The organism is Acidiphilium sp., assembly GCF_049977125.1.
GTDB lineage: Bacteria > Pseudomonadota > Alphaproteobacteria > Acetobacterales > Acetobacteraceae > Acidiphilium.
The window spans coordinates 1-12,916 of the sequence record NZ_JBMFGY010000061.1 but is presented as its reverse complement, the minus strand read 5'-3'; the positions used below and the strand labels follow the sequence as shown (position 1 = coordinate 12,916).

14 protein-coding genes are annotated in these 12,916 nt (G+C 67.5%); 4 read left to right on the top strand and 10 right to left on the bottom strand.

The genetic code is table 11. The features are described from left to right. The 7 genes from ACP5E6_RS10720 to ACP5E6_RS10690 all read right to left on the bottom strand — a co-directional run. On the bottom strand, positions 1 to 201 hold a 201-nt coding region (locus tag ACP5E6_RS10720; RefSeq protein WP_427954230.1), incomplete at its 3' end, for a hypothetical protein. Positions 202 to 308: 107 nt separating this feature from the next. Further along, a complete protein-coding gene (locus ACP5E6_RS10715) occupies positions 309 to 1,217 on the bottom strand; it encodes an energy transducer TonB (protein WP_427954229.1) in 909 nt (302 codons plus the stop codon). Further along, positions 1,180 to 1,752: a hypothetical protein gene (locus ACP5E6_RS10710; protein ID WP_427954228.1), complete on the bottom strand. Its 573-nt coding sequence runs from the start codon at positions 1,750 to 1,752 to the stop codon at positions 1,180 to 1,182. The genes ACP5E6_RS10715 and ACP5E6_RS10710 overlap by 38 nt, the downstream gene beginning before the upstream one ends. A gap of 159 nt (positions 1,753 to 1,911) precedes the next feature. Continuing rightward, positions 1,912 to 3,054, bottom strand: coding sequence for a molecular chaperone DnaJ (dnaJ, locus tag ACP5E6_RS10705; RefSeq protein WP_427954227.1), 1,143 nt, complete (start codon positions 3,052 to 3,054; stop codon positions 1,912 to 1,914). A gap of 94 nt (positions 3,055 to 3,148) precedes the next feature. Then, entirely contained in the window at positions 3,149 to 5,059 is a 1,911-nt protein-coding gene (dnaK, locus tag ACP5E6_RS10700; RefSeq protein WP_427954226.1) for a molecular chaperone DnaK, read from the bottom strand. 151 nt (positions 5,060 to 5,210) lie between these two features. After that, positions 5,211 to 5,783, bottom strand: coding sequence for a nucleotide exchange factor GrpE (locus ACP5E6_RS10695; protein WP_427954225.1), 573 nt, complete (start codon positions 5,781 to 5,783; stop codon positions 5,211 to 5,213). Positions 5,784 to 5,871: 88 nt separating this feature from the next. Next, entirely contained in the window at positions 5,872 to 8,136 is a 2,265-nt protein-coding gene (locus ACP5E6_RS10690) for a glycosyltransferase (RefSeq protein ID WP_427954224.1), read from the bottom strand. A gap of 29 nt (positions 8,137 to 8,165) precedes the next feature. On the opposite strand from ACP5E6_RS10690, the gene ACP5E6_RS10685 reads away from it, so the two are divergent. Then, positions 8,166 to 8,498, top strand: coding sequence for a hypothetical protein (locus ACP5E6_RS10685; protein WP_427954223.1), 333 nt, complete (start codon positions 8,166 to 8,168; stop codon positions 8,496 to 8,498). Here the strand turns inward: ACP5E6_RS10685 and ACP5E6_RS10680 are convergent. From ACP5E6_RS10680 to ACP5E6_RS10670, 3 genes are read right to left on the bottom strand one after another with little or no spacing between them, the layout of a single operon-like run. Further along, the gene (locus tag ACP5E6_RS10680) at positions 8,485 to 9,237 is read right to left on the bottom strand and encodes an SDR family oxidoreductase (protein ID WP_427954222.1); all 753 of its coding nucleotides are present in this window, start codon (positions 9,235 to 9,237) and stop codon (positions 8,485 to 8,487) included. The genes ACP5E6_RS10685 and ACP5E6_RS10680 overlap by 14 nt on opposite strands. Next, on the bottom strand, positions 9,234 to 10,019 hold the full coding sequence (locus tag ACP5E6_RS10675) for a class I SAM-dependent methyltransferase (RefSeq protein WP_427954221.1): 786 nt from the start codon (positions 10,017 to 10,019) through the stop codon (positions 9,234 to 9,236). The genes ACP5E6_RS10680 and ACP5E6_RS10675 overlap by 4 nt, the downstream gene beginning before the upstream one ends. Further along, positions 10,016 to 10,540, bottom strand: a complete 525-nt coding sequence (locus ACP5E6_RS10670) for a hypothetical protein (protein ID WP_427954237.1) — start codon at positions 10,538 to 10,540, stop codon at positions 10,016 to 10,018. The genes ACP5E6_RS10675 and ACP5E6_RS10670 overlap by 4 nt, the downstream gene beginning before the upstream one ends. A 62-nt stretch (positions 10,541 to 10,602) precedes the next feature. On the opposite strand from ACP5E6_RS10670, the gene ACP5E6_RS10665 reads away from it, so the two are divergent. The 3 genes from ACP5E6_RS10665 to ACP5E6_RS10655 all read left to right on the top strand — a co-directional run bounded on the left by ACP5E6_RS10665 (position 10,603) and on the right by ACP5E6_RS10655 (position 12,635). After that, positions 10,603 to 11,562 (top strand): homoserine kinase, encoded by a 960-nt coding sequence (locus tag ACP5E6_RS10665; RefSeq protein ID WP_427954220.1) that lies wholly within the window; start codon positions 10,603 to 10,605, stop codon positions 11,560 to 11,562. After that, entirely contained in the window at positions 11,552 to 12,004 is a 453-nt protein-coding gene (rnhA, locus tag ACP5E6_RS10660) for a ribonuclease HI (RefSeq protein ID WP_427954219.1), read from the top strand. Before ACP5E6_RS10665 ends, rnhA begins: the two co-directional genes overlap by 11 nt. Before the next feature lie 79 nt (positions 12,005 to 12,083). Then, positions 12,084 to 12,635 (top strand): OsmC family protein, encoded by a 552-nt coding sequence (locus ACP5E6_RS10655; RefSeq protein ID WP_427954218.1) that lies wholly within the window; start codon positions 12,084 to 12,086, stop codon positions 12,633 to 12,635. The last annotated feature ends 281 nt before the right edge of the window (positions 12,636 to 12,916 follow it).

The following is a 12,916-nucleotide window of genomic DNA, read 5'->3' as shown; positions in this document are numbered from 1 at the left end:
GGCGACGGGCGTGAAGGCGACCGTTGTGAAGGCGATCGGCAGGGTCCGGGCTCCGGCCACGGTGGCTTGGGCTGCCGCGACCGGGCGGGCGGCGGCCAGCGGCTGGAAGGCCGGGGTCGCGCCGCCGGCGGTCGCCGCCCAGGCGCCCACCGGCAGTGCCACCAAACCAGCCGCGAGAATTCCGTATTTCAACGTGGTCATGATGATCACTCTCCTGATGGAATTGACGATCGAGCACCGAAGAGTTTGGGGCGCGGCGCGGCGGATTCCAGCCCATCCGAGGCGGATGGCGTTCACATCCGCGCGCGTCAGTGGATCAGGATGTAATGGATCGTCGCGATCACGCGCTCCTGCTTGGCGGTGGAACCGGGTGGAAATGGCGGCACCTTGACCCCGCGGAACAGCCCGTACCACGCCATGTCGAGCAGCGGTGCGCCGGAGCGTTTGACCAGCTGGAGATCGATGATCTTGCCGTTGGGCAGCACGGTGAAACTGACGGTGACGCTGCCTTGCTCACCCTGATCGGCGGCGGCTTGCGGGTAGTATTTATGCTGGTTGACCCATTTGTTGAAGGCGCTTTCCCAATCCGGCCCGGCGTTGCCTCTGAAACGGATCGACGGCGCGTTGCGCGCGTCATCCGACTGGGGCGGGGCGAGATTGAGCGCACCGGGGGCGGGGTTGAGCACGGTGGTCGGGCGGGTGCCGAACGACATGCCGTTCATCACCATGAACGGCCGACGCGGCGCGGGCGGCGCGCGGTGGATCACGGTCGCGGTGCGCGGCGGCGGCGCCGGAACGACGGCTTTGGGCAGGTTGAACGGGACCTGGCTTGGCGAGGTGAGGTTGACCTCGGTCTGCGCGGATGGCGGTGCCGCCTCCGGCGGGGGCGGGGGCGGCAGGGTCGTCATTGCCGGCGGCGCCTTGACCGGTGCCTTGGGGGCTGCGTTGTGGGCGGCGCTGTGTGGCAGGCCGGTGTTCTGGAACACGACGGCGAAGCTGGATTCAGGTGAGGGCGCGGCCAGCTTCTGGCGATGCACCGCGTAGAGCAGCAACAGGATGATCGCCGCGTGGATGAAGAGCGATACCGGCAGCGGGATGAACCGGTTATCCGTGCCGGCGCGCCGCCGGGTCAGAGCGACGGGCGCCGCGCCGAGGCCGCGCCCCGCGCGGGGCGCCGGCTCAGTAACCCGGTGCCGCGTAATAGCCGGGCGGCGCATAGGCGGGTGCGCCATAGCCGTAGGAGGGACCCGGTCCGCCCGCATAGCCTTCCATTTTGTTGCCGTGGCCGACCATGCACTGGGCATAGGCGACATTGTATTGCGCCTGGAGGGAATCGGCCGCGCCCTGCGCATTGCCGCCCGCCGCGGCGCTGCCGAGCAACAGCCCGGTTCCGGCACCGATCGCGGCCCCGGCCCCGGCATTGCCGCCGGCGGCGCCGAGCAAGGCGCCCGCCGCGGTGCCGAGCAGGGTGCCGCCGATGGCCGTGTTGGTCGATGACTGGCTCGCCGCTACCGCCGAACCGCCATTGCCGCTGCGCTGGCTGGCATAATAGCGGCAGTAATTATCGTCCTGCTGGAAGGTGGCGAAGGACACGCCGGGCCCCGGCATCGCGACCACGGTGGGGCCGCTCGGCGGCGCCACGGTGCAGCCGGCGAGGCCGAGCAACGCGATCGCGGCGGCGGTGAGGCCGAGGGCGGGTCTCAAGACCGGCCGGATGGCGCGGTTCGCTACGAGGTTCGTGGTATGGCTCATCGGTCTCGTCCCAATCGGTTGAACAGAATTATTCAAATCCCGGCAAAGTATTTAGCCTATTGTTCTGGCGCGACAATACGTTGTTACATTCCTTTAAACTAGTGGCCGGCCCTTAAACTAGCGGCCGGCCCTTAAACCAATCGCCGATTGCCGATCCGGCTAAATTCCCTCGAAAAACTCCTTCACCTTGGCGAAGAACCCTTCGTGCTCGGGACTGCCGGAGGCGGTGCCGCCGGATTCGCGTTCGAATTCCTCGAGCAATTCGCGTTGGCGCTTGGTCAGATTCTGCGGCGTCTCGACCGCGACCTGGATATACATGTCGCCGCGCTGCGTGCTGCGGAGCACCGAAAATCCCTTGCCGCGCAGGCGGAACTGATCGCCGGTCTGTGTGCCGCTCGGGATTTTCACCCGCGCGCGCGAGCCATCGATCGCCGGGACCTCGATCTCGCCGCCGAGGGCGGCCTGGCCCATGCGCAGCGGCACCCGGCAGAACACATTGGCGCCATCGCGCTGGAAGATCGGATGCGGCCGGATCGCGACATGGACGTAGAGATCGCCCGGCGCCGCGCCCTTGCCACCCGCCTCACCCTCACCGGAGAGCCTGATCCGCGTGCCATCCTCGACGCCGGCGGGAATCGCGACCGAGAGGTTGCGCTCGCGCGGCACCGTGCCGGCACCGGCGCAGACACGGCAAGGGTTGCGGATGGTCCGCCCGCTGCCGCCGCAGGTCGGGCAGGTGCGTTCGACCACGAAGAACCCCTGCTGGGCGCGCACCCGGCCGGCGCCGCCGCAGGTTGGGCATTTATCGGCCGCCGCCTGCTTGTCCGACGAGCCGGTGCCGCTGCAGGCGTCGCACGCGACCCGGGTGGCGACCCGCACATCGACCTTGGTGCCGGCGAAAGCCTGGGTCAGATCGATCTCGACCGCGGCGCGCACATCCGCGCCGGTGCGCTCGCTGCGGCCACCGCCGCGCCGCCCGCCCATCGCCTCGCCGAACATCTGTTCGAAAATGTCGCCGATGCCGCCCTCGAAACCGAAACCACCGGCGCCGAAGCCGCCGGGTCCTGGGCCGCCGTTCTCGAACGCGGCATGGCCGAAGCGATCGTAGGCGGCGCGTTTCTGCTCGTCCTTCAGAACGTCGTAGGCTTCGTTGATGTCCTTGAATTTCTGCTCAGCCGCCTTGTCGCCCGGATTGCGGTCCGGGTGATGCTGCATCGCGAGTTTGCGATAGGCTTTTTTCAGTTCATCGGCGGAGGCGCCGCGTTGAACGCCCAGAAGCTGGTAATAATCCGTCTTCGCCATGGCTCTGGCTCAACCCCGTCCTTCGAGTCAACAACAATGTCCCGGGCCATCACTGACCCGGGACATCCGATTCACGACCGCGCCGCGGTTGCGATCACGCGGATTTCTTTTTGTCGTCGACATCCTCGAACTCGGCGTCGACCACATTATCGGCCGGCTTGCCGGCGCCGGCCTCGGCACCCGGCGCCGCCGCCGCTTCGGCCTGCGCCTTGTACATCGCCTCGCCGATCCGCATCGCCACCTGGGTCAACCGATCGGTCGCCGCCTTGATCGCGGCGAGATCGCTGCCCTCGAGCGCGGAGCGCGCCGCGGCGATCGCCGCCTCGGCCTCGCCCTTATCCTGCGCGGACACTTTACCCTCGTTGTCCTTCAGGGATTTCTCGGTCTGGTGGACCAGGCCATCCGCCTGGTTGCGGGCATCGACCAGCTCGCGCTTGGCCTTGTCGGCGGCGGAATTGGCCTCGGCATCCTTGACCATCCGCTCGATATCGGCCTCCGACAGACCACCGGACGCCTGGATGCGGATCTGCTGCTCCTTGCCGGTCGCCTTGTCCTTGGCGGAGACCGAGACGATGCCGTTGGCGTCGATATCGAAGGTCACCTCGATTTGCGGCACGCCACGCGGGGCGGCGGGCAGGCCCATCAGGTCGAACTGGCCGAGGATTTTATTATCCGCCGCCATCTCGCGCTCGCCCTGGAACACCTTGATGGTCACGGCGGTCTGGTTGTCGTCCGCCGTGGAGAAGGTCTGGCTCTTCTTGGTCGGGATGGTTGTGTTACGGTCGATCAGCCGGGTGAACACGCCGCCGAGGGTTTCGATGCCCAGCGACAGCGGCGTCACGTCGAGCAGCAGAACGTCCTTGACGTCGCCACGCAGAACCGCACCCTGGATCGCGGCGCCGATCGCCACGACCTCGTCGGGGTTGACGTTGCGCGCGGGGTCCTTGCCGAAGAACTGCTTCACCGCCTCGATCACCTTGGGCATGCGGGTCATGCCGCCGACCAGGATCACCTCGTTGATTTCACCGGCGGTGACGCCGGCATCCTTCAACGCGGCGCGGCACGGGCCGAGAGTCCGCTCGATCAGGTCATCGACCAGGCTTTCCAGCTTCGCGCGGGTCAGTTTCATCACCATGTGCTTCGGCCCCGAGGCGTCGGCGGTGATGAAGGGCAGGTTGATCTCGGTTTCCTTCGAGGAGGACAGTTCGATCTTCGCCTTCTCGGCGGCTTCCTTCAGCCGTTGCAGGGCCAGCTTATCCTTGCGCAGATCGATACCCTGCTCGCGCTGGAACTCGGCCGCCAGATAATCGATCACCCGCTGGTCGAAATCCTCGCCGCCGAGGAACGTGTCGCCATTGGTGGATTTCACCTCGAACACGCCGTCACCCAGTTCGAGCACCGAAACGTCGAACGTGCCGCCGCCGAGATCGTAGACCGCGACCGTGCCGGCGTGTTTTTTGTCGAGACCATAGGCGAGCGCCGCCGCGGTCGGTTCGTTGATGATGCGCAGCACGTCCAGCCCGGCGATCTTGCCGGCGTCCTTGGTCGCCTGGCGCTGCGCGTCGTTGAAATACGCGGGCACCGTGATCACCGCCTGGGTGACGGTTTCACCGAGATAGGCCTCGGCGGTTTCCTTCATTTTGGTCAGGATATAGGATGACACCTGGCTCGGCGCGTAACGCTGGCCGCGCGCCTCGACCCAGGCATCGCCATTATCGCCGCGCACGATGCCGTACGGCACCAGGGTTTTGTCCTTCTCGACGGTCGGGTCGTCATAGCGGCGGCCGATCAGGCGCTTGACCGCATAGAGCGTGTTGGTCGGGTTGGTGACGGCCTGACGCTTGGCCGACTGGCCGATCAGCCGTTCGCCGTTTTCGGCAAAGGCGACCATCGAGGGCGTGGTGCGCGCCCCCTCGCTGTTCTCGATCACGTGGACATCCTTGCCCTCCATGATCGCGACGCATGAATTGGTGGTTCCGAGGTCGATACCGATGACCTTGCTCATAGAAACTTCTCCTTTGCAGCGGAGGCGCCGGACCCGAAGCATCGGGCGCATCCCTTTTGTTTCACACCCTTTATGTATTGAACCCAACCCCAGGGCACAAGGGTTTTCGCATCAACGGGCCGGAATTTAACCCCGAACCGTTAACAATTCATTACGCTTCGATGTCGAGCGGACGCGCCGCCGGTGCTTTGGCGACGACCACCATGGCGGGTTTGAGCAAGCGACCGTTCAACGTCCAGGTCCGGCTCCACGCTTGCAGAACGGTGCCGGGTGGCGCGTCGGTGGTTTCCTGCTCGGACATCGCCTGATGGCGGTTGGCGTCGAACGCGGCGCCGACCGGCTCCTCCGCCTTGACGCCGTTGCGCTCCAGCATGGCGACGAAGCTGCGCTCGACTCCGGCGAAACCATCGCGCATCTTGGTCAGCAACGGTGGCTCGTTCGGTGCCGCGGGGGGCAGGGTATCCAGGCCACGGCGCAGATTCTCGGCGGTTTCGGCCACGTCGGCGGCGAATTTCTGCACCGCGTAGAGGCGCGCCTCCTCGACATCGCGGCGGGTACGGGTACGGAGGTTCTCCATTTCGGCCTGGGCGCGGAGCCATTTGTCGCGATATTCGCCCAACTCGGCCTCGAGCTGGGTGATCCGCTCGGACTCGCGCGGGGGCGCCGTCTCGCCGGCGGTTTCGGTGGTTGCCTCGGTCTCGGCATTCGATGTCTGGTCGTTCATAGCCCGAAAATAGGATGACTGACGATGTGAAACAAGCGGGGCGAAACAAGCGGGGTGAGACAAGCTTGAGTTGCGCGATGGGTGGGTGTCAGGAGATCACCGCCTGGAGCACGGCCTGCGCATAGCGGGACATGCTACGCTGCGTCATGAAATCGGCGCGGAGCGCCGGGATGGCGGCCCGATCGCCGTCGAGCGCGGCGCCGATCGCCGCCGCGATCGCCGCTGGTTCGGCGTCATCGGCGACCGGCGTGACATAGGCGGGCGGATCGAGCGCCGCGACCAGGGTTGCCGCCGCCACGCACGGCAGACCCGCGGCGATCGCATCGGCCAGCGCGCCGGAAATGCTGCCCGGTGGGGCGCGGCGCAGTTGCACCGCGACATCGGCCGCCGCCAGATAATCCCGATAGATCGATTCCGGGATCACCGCCGGGCCGAGCATCAGATCCGCCGGGGCGATGCCGCGCGACTCGGCTGAGGCGCGGAGAGACGCGACCAGGGTGGGGTTGCCCGACCCCAGAAGCGCGAAGCGACAGCGCCGCGTGGCCGCGATCAGGCCGAAGGCGGCGATCAGGGTTTCCGGGTCCTTGCCGGGGTGGACGTGGCCGAAACTCGCGATCAGCGCGGCATCCTCAGCGATGCCGAGCCGGGCGCGGGCCGCGGCGCGGGCGGCTGGCGTCAGTTGCGACTCATCGAGCACGCGATAGGGCGCGAACGGGACCATCCGCGCCACGATGCCGGACCGCGCCGCGAGGAATGCCGCCGTCTCGCGCGCATGGACGATCAGCGGCGTCGCGGCGGCGGCGATTTCACCGAGAAACCGGGCGGGCATGTGGATTTGCTCTCGCTCCCAGGCGTCAAGCTCGGCTTGGGTGACGTCGCGTCCCAGCTCGGCGGCGGCAACGCCCAGCGCCCGCGCGGCGCCGAAACCAGCCCGGTAGAGGCCGCTCAGCCGGGCATCGTGCAGAATTGCCGCCGCGCCATAATCGAGCAACAGCCGCGTTTCCGTGGCATGGACCGGCGAATTGCCCAGGACCGCCACGATCGCATCGAAGCGAGGCGCGCGCATCACGCCGGCCTCGGCCCGCCCGCCGAAATTCACCCCCGGCGGCACGATCGGCGCCGCGGTATCGCTGAACACCGTGACGCAAGCGTGATCCGCCAGCGCCGCCAGCAGGGCCGCGCTATGATCGGCGCAGCCCGACGGGGTTGGCGGCAGCGGCGTCAGAACCGCGAGGCGTGGCGCCGCGCCGCGCCGCACGGCCGGTGACGCGAGCCCCGGGTGCGCTGGCATCGCGGTGATCGGTGCCCAGAACCGCGCCGCCACCGCGGCTTCGGTGAAATCGCGCCAGGACCCGCTCTGGCGCGATTGCGCCGCCTGCCATGCGAGCGGATCGGTGAGGAGGCGCATGGCCTTGTGGCGCAGCGCGGCCGCGTCATCCGGCGCGAAACGATCCTCGGCGGCGATCCGTTCCGCCTGCGCGGGTTCATCGGCGGCCAGCACCGGCGTGGCTTGGGCCATCGCCTCGATGATCGGCATCGAAAACCCCTCGGCGCGAGACGGGGCGATCATCAGCCGCGCGCCGGCGTAGAGCGCCGCCAGCGCCGCGTCGCTCATGCGTGGCATGAACCGCAGCGCCGCGCCGGCACCGCCATAACGATGATGCAGATCGCTCAGACGCGCCTGCGCCGCCGGGTCGTGGATGCCGACGAACGTGATCGCGGTGCCAAGCGCCGCCGCCAGCACGATCTCGGGATTTTTGCGCGGATCATCCCCGGCCACCACCACGATGCCGGAGCGCGCGCCAAACCCTGGAGGCGGCGTCTGCGCCGGGCAGGCCAGACCGGCGCGCACCGCAACGCCGGTGACGTCGCAATGCCCGGCGCCATGCGGGATCGCTGCCCGCAAGCGCCGCGCCGTTGCGTGCGAGACCGGCAGGAAATGCCGGTAGCGTCGCAGCGCGGCCAGTCCGGCGGCATAGGTCCTGCGCGCGGATTGGGTCGTCAGGTAAACCTGCGGCAGGTCGAGCGGGATGAAATCATGCACCACCGCCACGCTGCGGCATTCCGGCGCGCGCAGCAGCCGCGCGATCCGCCCGGGCGGTGCTGCGAACGGCGCGGGTTGCAGAAACACCGCGTCCGACCGGCTGGCGGCATAGGCGGTCGTGGTCGCCGCGTCGCCCAGCGCTGCCAGATCTGGATCGGGCATCGGCAGCGCCGGGTCGAACAGCAGCGTCACGTGGAACGCGCGCGACAATGGGGAGGCCAACATCGTCGCGAGATGCGCCCCAATGCCCCGCCGCGCGAAATCGGGCAGTTGCAGGCAGCGCGCATCGACCAGAAGTTGTGGTTTCATCGTGTTCGCCACGCGTGTAAGCTGGCGCCATGGACATCGAGACCCCCCCGCCGCCGACGATGGCGGCCGTGCTGCGCAGCATGGTGGCCCACCGTCAGGAGCGGATCGCCGTACTTGAAGACGCGCTCGCCGCGCGCGATGCGATCATCGCGGCGCGTGATCACGCCATCGCCGAACAGGCCGCGCTCATCGCGGCCCTGCGCCTGACGGTCGAGCAGCGGGAACAGCTGATTGCCCGATTGGAACCCGAAGCGGCGCGCTGTGCGCAACTCGCCCTCACCCTGACCTGGCCGGACGGTCCCCGCGCGCTGCGCGCCGTGCTGCCGGTGGCACGGCTGATCCGCCGGATCATGCGGCGTTGAACGACACATCGCGCTGCCGCCGCATCAGGTGCTCGCCGGCATCGACCAGGAGAGTCGTGCCGGTGATCGAGGGGGTTTCCAGAATGAACAGGACGGCGCGCGCGATGTCCTCGGGCGCCGAACCGTGGCGCAGCGGCGTCGCCTGCTGGCCGCGCACGAAATTATCCGGGCTCTGATTGGCGCCGATCAGGGTCAGGCCCGGTGAAATGCCGCAGACCCGGATGCGCGGCGCCAGCGCCATCGCCAGCATTTCCGTCGCCGCCGCCAGCGCTGCTTTCGAGAGCGTGTAGGCGAAGAAATCCGGGTTCAGATTGGCGAGTTTCTGGTCGAGTATATTGATGATCACCCCGTGGCGCGCCCCGATCCGCGCCGCCATGTCGCGCGCCAGCACCACCGGCGCGGTCAGGTTGGGCGCGATATGCGCGGCGATCGATGCCGGCGTCACGCTCGCTGCCTGATCGAAGGTGAAATGCGAGGCGTTATTGACCAGCACGGTGATCGGCCCGGCGAGGGCCTCGGCCCGCCCCAGCAGCGCCGCGACCGCGGCTTCATCCGCCAGATCGGCCTCGATCGCATGGGCCGCCCCACCGGCCTCGATGATCTCGCGCGCCAGCGCCGCCGCCTCGGCCGCCGCATGACGATAATGGATCACCACCGGCCACCCGCGCGCGGCGATCGCGCGGGTCATCGCCGCCCCGATCCGCTTGGCGCCGCCGGTGATCAGCGCGGCGCCGCTCATGGCGCGGCACCGATGTTCAGCGCGGTGCCGGGGAACAGCGCCGCGCGCAACGCTTGCGGATGATCGAACAGGGCGGTCGAGTGCGGGGCCAGCAGGTCGAACAATCGCCGCGTGCCGTAATCGGCGAGGTCGACCGTCATCATCGCGTCCACCATGGCGTCATAGGCGAGGTTCAGGGTGCAATTGGCGGCGTCGAGGTTGGTGATGACGATCAATCCGGTCGGTGGCGCATCGAACGCGACCATCCGCAGGTCCGGGCGGAACTGCTTCAGCAGCACCGGGACTTTCCAGACATCCCCGGCCCACCACCCCGGCACCACCGCGTCACGGCGCAGATCCTCGGATTGATCGCGGTTGGTGATGCGCGGATCGATCGGCAGGCAATCATGCAGCACGATCGCGCCGCCCGGATGACACACCCGCTCGGCATTGGCGAAATCGCGCAGCAGAAACTCGAACCGGTGCATCCCGTCGAGAAAGGCGACATCGATCGGGCCGCCGAGAAGAGCGACCGGGTCCTGCGCGGCGAAAAACGCATCGCTCTCGCATTGGAACAGATGACATGCGGACTTGCCCGCCATCACGTTCCGGTCGAGCCGGAAATGCGGATCGATGGCGATGCTCGCCGCGTGCGCGAGCGCCAGCGATTCGCCGCGCCACACCCCCACCTCCAGATACCGCTGCGGCGCCAGCGCGGTGTGCAGCCGGCTCAGGCAATCGAAATACTCCATGCCCGCGTGATAGGGCATCACCTCGACAGGGTCGGTCGCGATTGCCCTCATCGCGCCGCCGCGGCCCCGCTGGCGCGCTCGCGTTCGGCCGCGTTCATCTGAAACCCGACCAGGACCTGCTGCGCCCCGCTGCGCGGCGCGCGCGGAAAACTCAGCTTGATCGGCGTGGTGGTCGCCACCGCCTGATCCGCGCCGTTCCTGAAGTCGAACCGCACCGCGAACACGCGCTTGCTGATGATGTGATCCCCCTGCACGATCGCGATGAAATAGGGCAGGGTCTGCACCGCGAGGCGCGAGGCCGGGCCGTTGGTCGCGGCGAAGCCGATCCGGAATTTCACCATCTCCATCGATTTGCCGGCATGGCTGCAACGACCCGCGACCCCGGTGATCCTTGCGTCGAGCGTTTGCGCCGCCACATCATCGGAGTCTCCCTTCGTGAGCACCATCCGGCTCGCCTGCTGCAGCACCGCCACCTGCGGACAGTACAGCGCGGGCGCCTTGCCGCCGGCGCAGGCCGCAAGGCCGATCGGGGCGAGCAGAACGATAAACCGGGCATATCTGGTCACGAGCATCTCCTGGAGAATAATCCCCCCTCCCTTGCCATCAAAACATGGATCGGTCATCTCCGCCGCCTATGGCAGTCTATACCGAAGTCACCGACGATGCGCTGACCCAGTTTCTCGAACGCTATGCGATCGGCCGCGTCGTCGCGTTTCGCGGCATCGCCGAAGGGGTTGAGAACAGCAATTACGCGCTGCGCACCACCACAGGCGATTTTATCCTCACGCTGTATGAAAAACGGGTCGATCCCGCCGAACTGCCGTGGTTTCTCGGGCTGATGGAGCATCTCGCGGCGAAATCCCTGCCCTGCCCGCTGCCGGTGCGCGCGCGCGACGGGGCCAATCTCAATCCGCTGGCCGGAAAGATCGCCGCCATCACCACCTTCCTGCCCGGCATCTGGCCGCGCCGGCCCACCGCCGCCCATTGCGCGCCGCTCGGCGAAGCCCTCGCCAGGCTCCATCGCGCCGGGGCGGATTATCCGGCCGAACGCGTCAACGCGCTCGGTCCGCACGGCTGGCGACCGCTGCTGGACCGCTGCGGCCCCGGCGCCGATCAGGTGCAGCCCGGCTGGCGCGGCGAACTCGCCACCGCCCTCATCGATATTCTGGCGCAATGGCCGCAAACCCTGCCCTGCGGCCAGATCCATGCCGATTTGTTCCCCGACAATGTGTTTTTCCTCGATGGCGTGATTTCCGGCCTGATCGATTTCTATTTCGCCGCGACCGATTTCTTTGCCTATGACATCGCGATCTGTCTCAACGCCTGGTGTTTCGAGGCGGACCTGAGCTTCAACATCACCAAATCCCGCGCCCTGCTGCGCGGCTATCAGGACATCCGCCCGTTGAGCGAGGCGGAAATCGCGGCACTGCCGGTGCTCTGTCAGGGTGCGGCGATCCGCTTTTTGCTGACGCGGCTCTACGACTGGATCAACACGCCCGAGGGCGCCCTCGTTACCCGCAAGGACCCCATGCCCTATTATCGCCGCCTGCGCTTTCACGCCCAGACCCGTTCGGCCGCCGATTATGGACTCTGAACCGGGCAAACGCGTCGAGATCTGGACCGACGGTGGCTGCAAACCCAACCCCGGCGCCGGTGGCTGGGCCGCCGTGCTGCGCTTTGGCGATCATGAGCGCGAGCTTTCGGGTGGCGAACGCGCGACCACCAACAACCGCATGGAACTCACCGCCGCCGCCTGCGCGCTGGAGTCGCTCAAACGCCCCTGCAAGGTGCGGCTGCACACCGACAGCGAATATCTGCGCAATGGCATCACCCGCTGGCATTCCGGCTGGGTGCGGCGCAACTGGCGCAACGCCAAGGGCGATCCGGTGGCGAATTACGACCTCTGGCAACGCGTTCTGGCCGCCGCACAGCCGCACGATATCGAATGGCTCTGGGTGCGCGGCCACGCCGGCGATGTGATGAACGAGCGGGTGGATGTTCTCGCGACCCGGGCACGAGAGGCGATTCTGACGTGAACGCGCGCGCCGGATGGCCTCATGCCGGTGGGCCGCGCGTTGCCGTTGCGGGCCTGGCGTTATCTTCATGATCCGGGCCATGATCCAGCCGCAGCCCGAATCACCCGCCCGTCCGGAGGATGCCATGATGAACGCCGCCGATCTCCGCGCCCTTCAGGCGCCGCTCAAGCAATCCTACCGCGACAATCCCGCCGCCGCCCGCATTCCGGCGCGTGCCGTCGGCCGGATCGAGCCGGGGCGCATCGTCTGCCACATCGACAAGCCGCACGGCACGATCACCGCCGGCCTCCACGCCGCCGTCGGCGGGGATGGCACGCTCGCCTGTTCGGGCGACATGCTGCTCGAAGCGCTCATCGCGTGCGCCGGGGTCACGCTCAGCGCCGTCGCCACCGCCATGGGCGTCAGCCTCACCGGCGGCACCATCACCGCCGAGGCCACGTGGGACGCGCGCGGCACGCTCGCGATCGATCGCGCCGCCCCGGTCGGCATCACGGATCTCACGCTCCGCTTCGATCTCGACACCACCGCCGATGCCGCGACGCTCGAGCGTCTGATCGCCACCACCGAACGCTACTGCGTCATCCTGCAAACCCTGCGCAACCCGCCGGTTGTCACCACCGTGCTCGCGTGAACGCGCGCGATCAAGCTAGAGCGATAAGCGATTAAGTTGACGCGGCAGCGGCAACATAATCGCATGAAATCGCTCGAAAAAACATAGACCTAGAGCGTTACGCTGAAAGCATCACGCTCAAGAGCGATATGCGACTAAGTTGACGCGGCAGCGGCAACTCAATCGCGTGAAATCGCTCGAAAAAACATAGACCTAGAGCGTTACGCTGAAAGCAAAACGCTCTAGGCGTCAGGGCCGGTGAAGGATGCGGTTCAACGCAACGCCGGGAGGCTTCCGGCCCA

Coding starts and splice junctions, on each gene's coding strand:
- rnhA (WP_427954219.1), top strand. CDS start 11,552: ATGGACTCTGAACCGGGCAAACGCGTCGAGATCTGGACCGACGGTGGC.
- ACP5E6_RS10710 (WP_427954228.1), bottom strand. CDS start 1,752: ATGAGCCATACCACGAACCTCGTAGCGAACCGCGCCATCCGGCCGGTC.
- ACP5E6_RS10685 (WP_427954223.1), top strand. CDS start 8,166: ATGGACATCGAGACCCCCCCGCCGCCGACGATGGCGGCCGTGCTGCGC.
- ACP5E6_RS10715 (WP_427954229.1), bottom strand. CDS start 1,217: ATGCGCCGCCCGGCTATTACGCGGCACCGGGTTACTGAGCCGGCGCCC.
- ACP5E6_RS10655 (WP_427954218.1), top strand. CDS start 12,084: ATGATCCAGCCGCAGCCCGAATCACCCGCCCGTCCGGAGGATGCCATG.
- ACP5E6_RS10680 (WP_427954222.1), bottom strand. CDS start 9,237: ATGAGCGGCGCCGCGCTGATCACCGGCGGCGCCAAGCGGATCGGGGCG.
- ACP5E6_RS10670 (WP_427954237.1), bottom strand. CDS start 10,540: ATGCTCGTGACCAGATATGCCCGGTTTATCGTTCTGCTCGCCCCGATC.
- dnaK (WP_427954226.1), bottom strand. CDS start 5,059: ATGAGCAAGGTCATCGGTATCGACCTCGGAACCACCAATTCATGCGTC.
- ACP5E6_RS10665 (WP_427954220.1), top strand. CDS start 10,603: ATGGCAGTCTATACCGAAGTCACCGACGATGCGCTGACCCAGTTTCTC.
- ACP5E6_RS10675 (WP_427954221.1), bottom strand. CDS start 10,019: ATGAGGGCAATCGCGACCGACCCTGTCGAGGTGATGCCCTATCACGCG.
- ACP5E6_RS10690 (WP_427954224.1), bottom strand. CDS start 8,136: ATGAAACCACAACTTCTGGTCGATGCGCGCTGCCTGCAACTGCCCGAT.
- ACP5E6_RS10695 (WP_427954225.1), bottom strand. CDS start 5,783: ATGAACGACCAGACATCGAATGCCGAGACCGAGGCAACCACCGAAACC.
- dnaJ (WP_427954227.1), bottom strand. CDS start 3,054: ATGGCGAAGACGGATTATTACCAGCTTCTGGGCGTTCAACGCGGCGCC.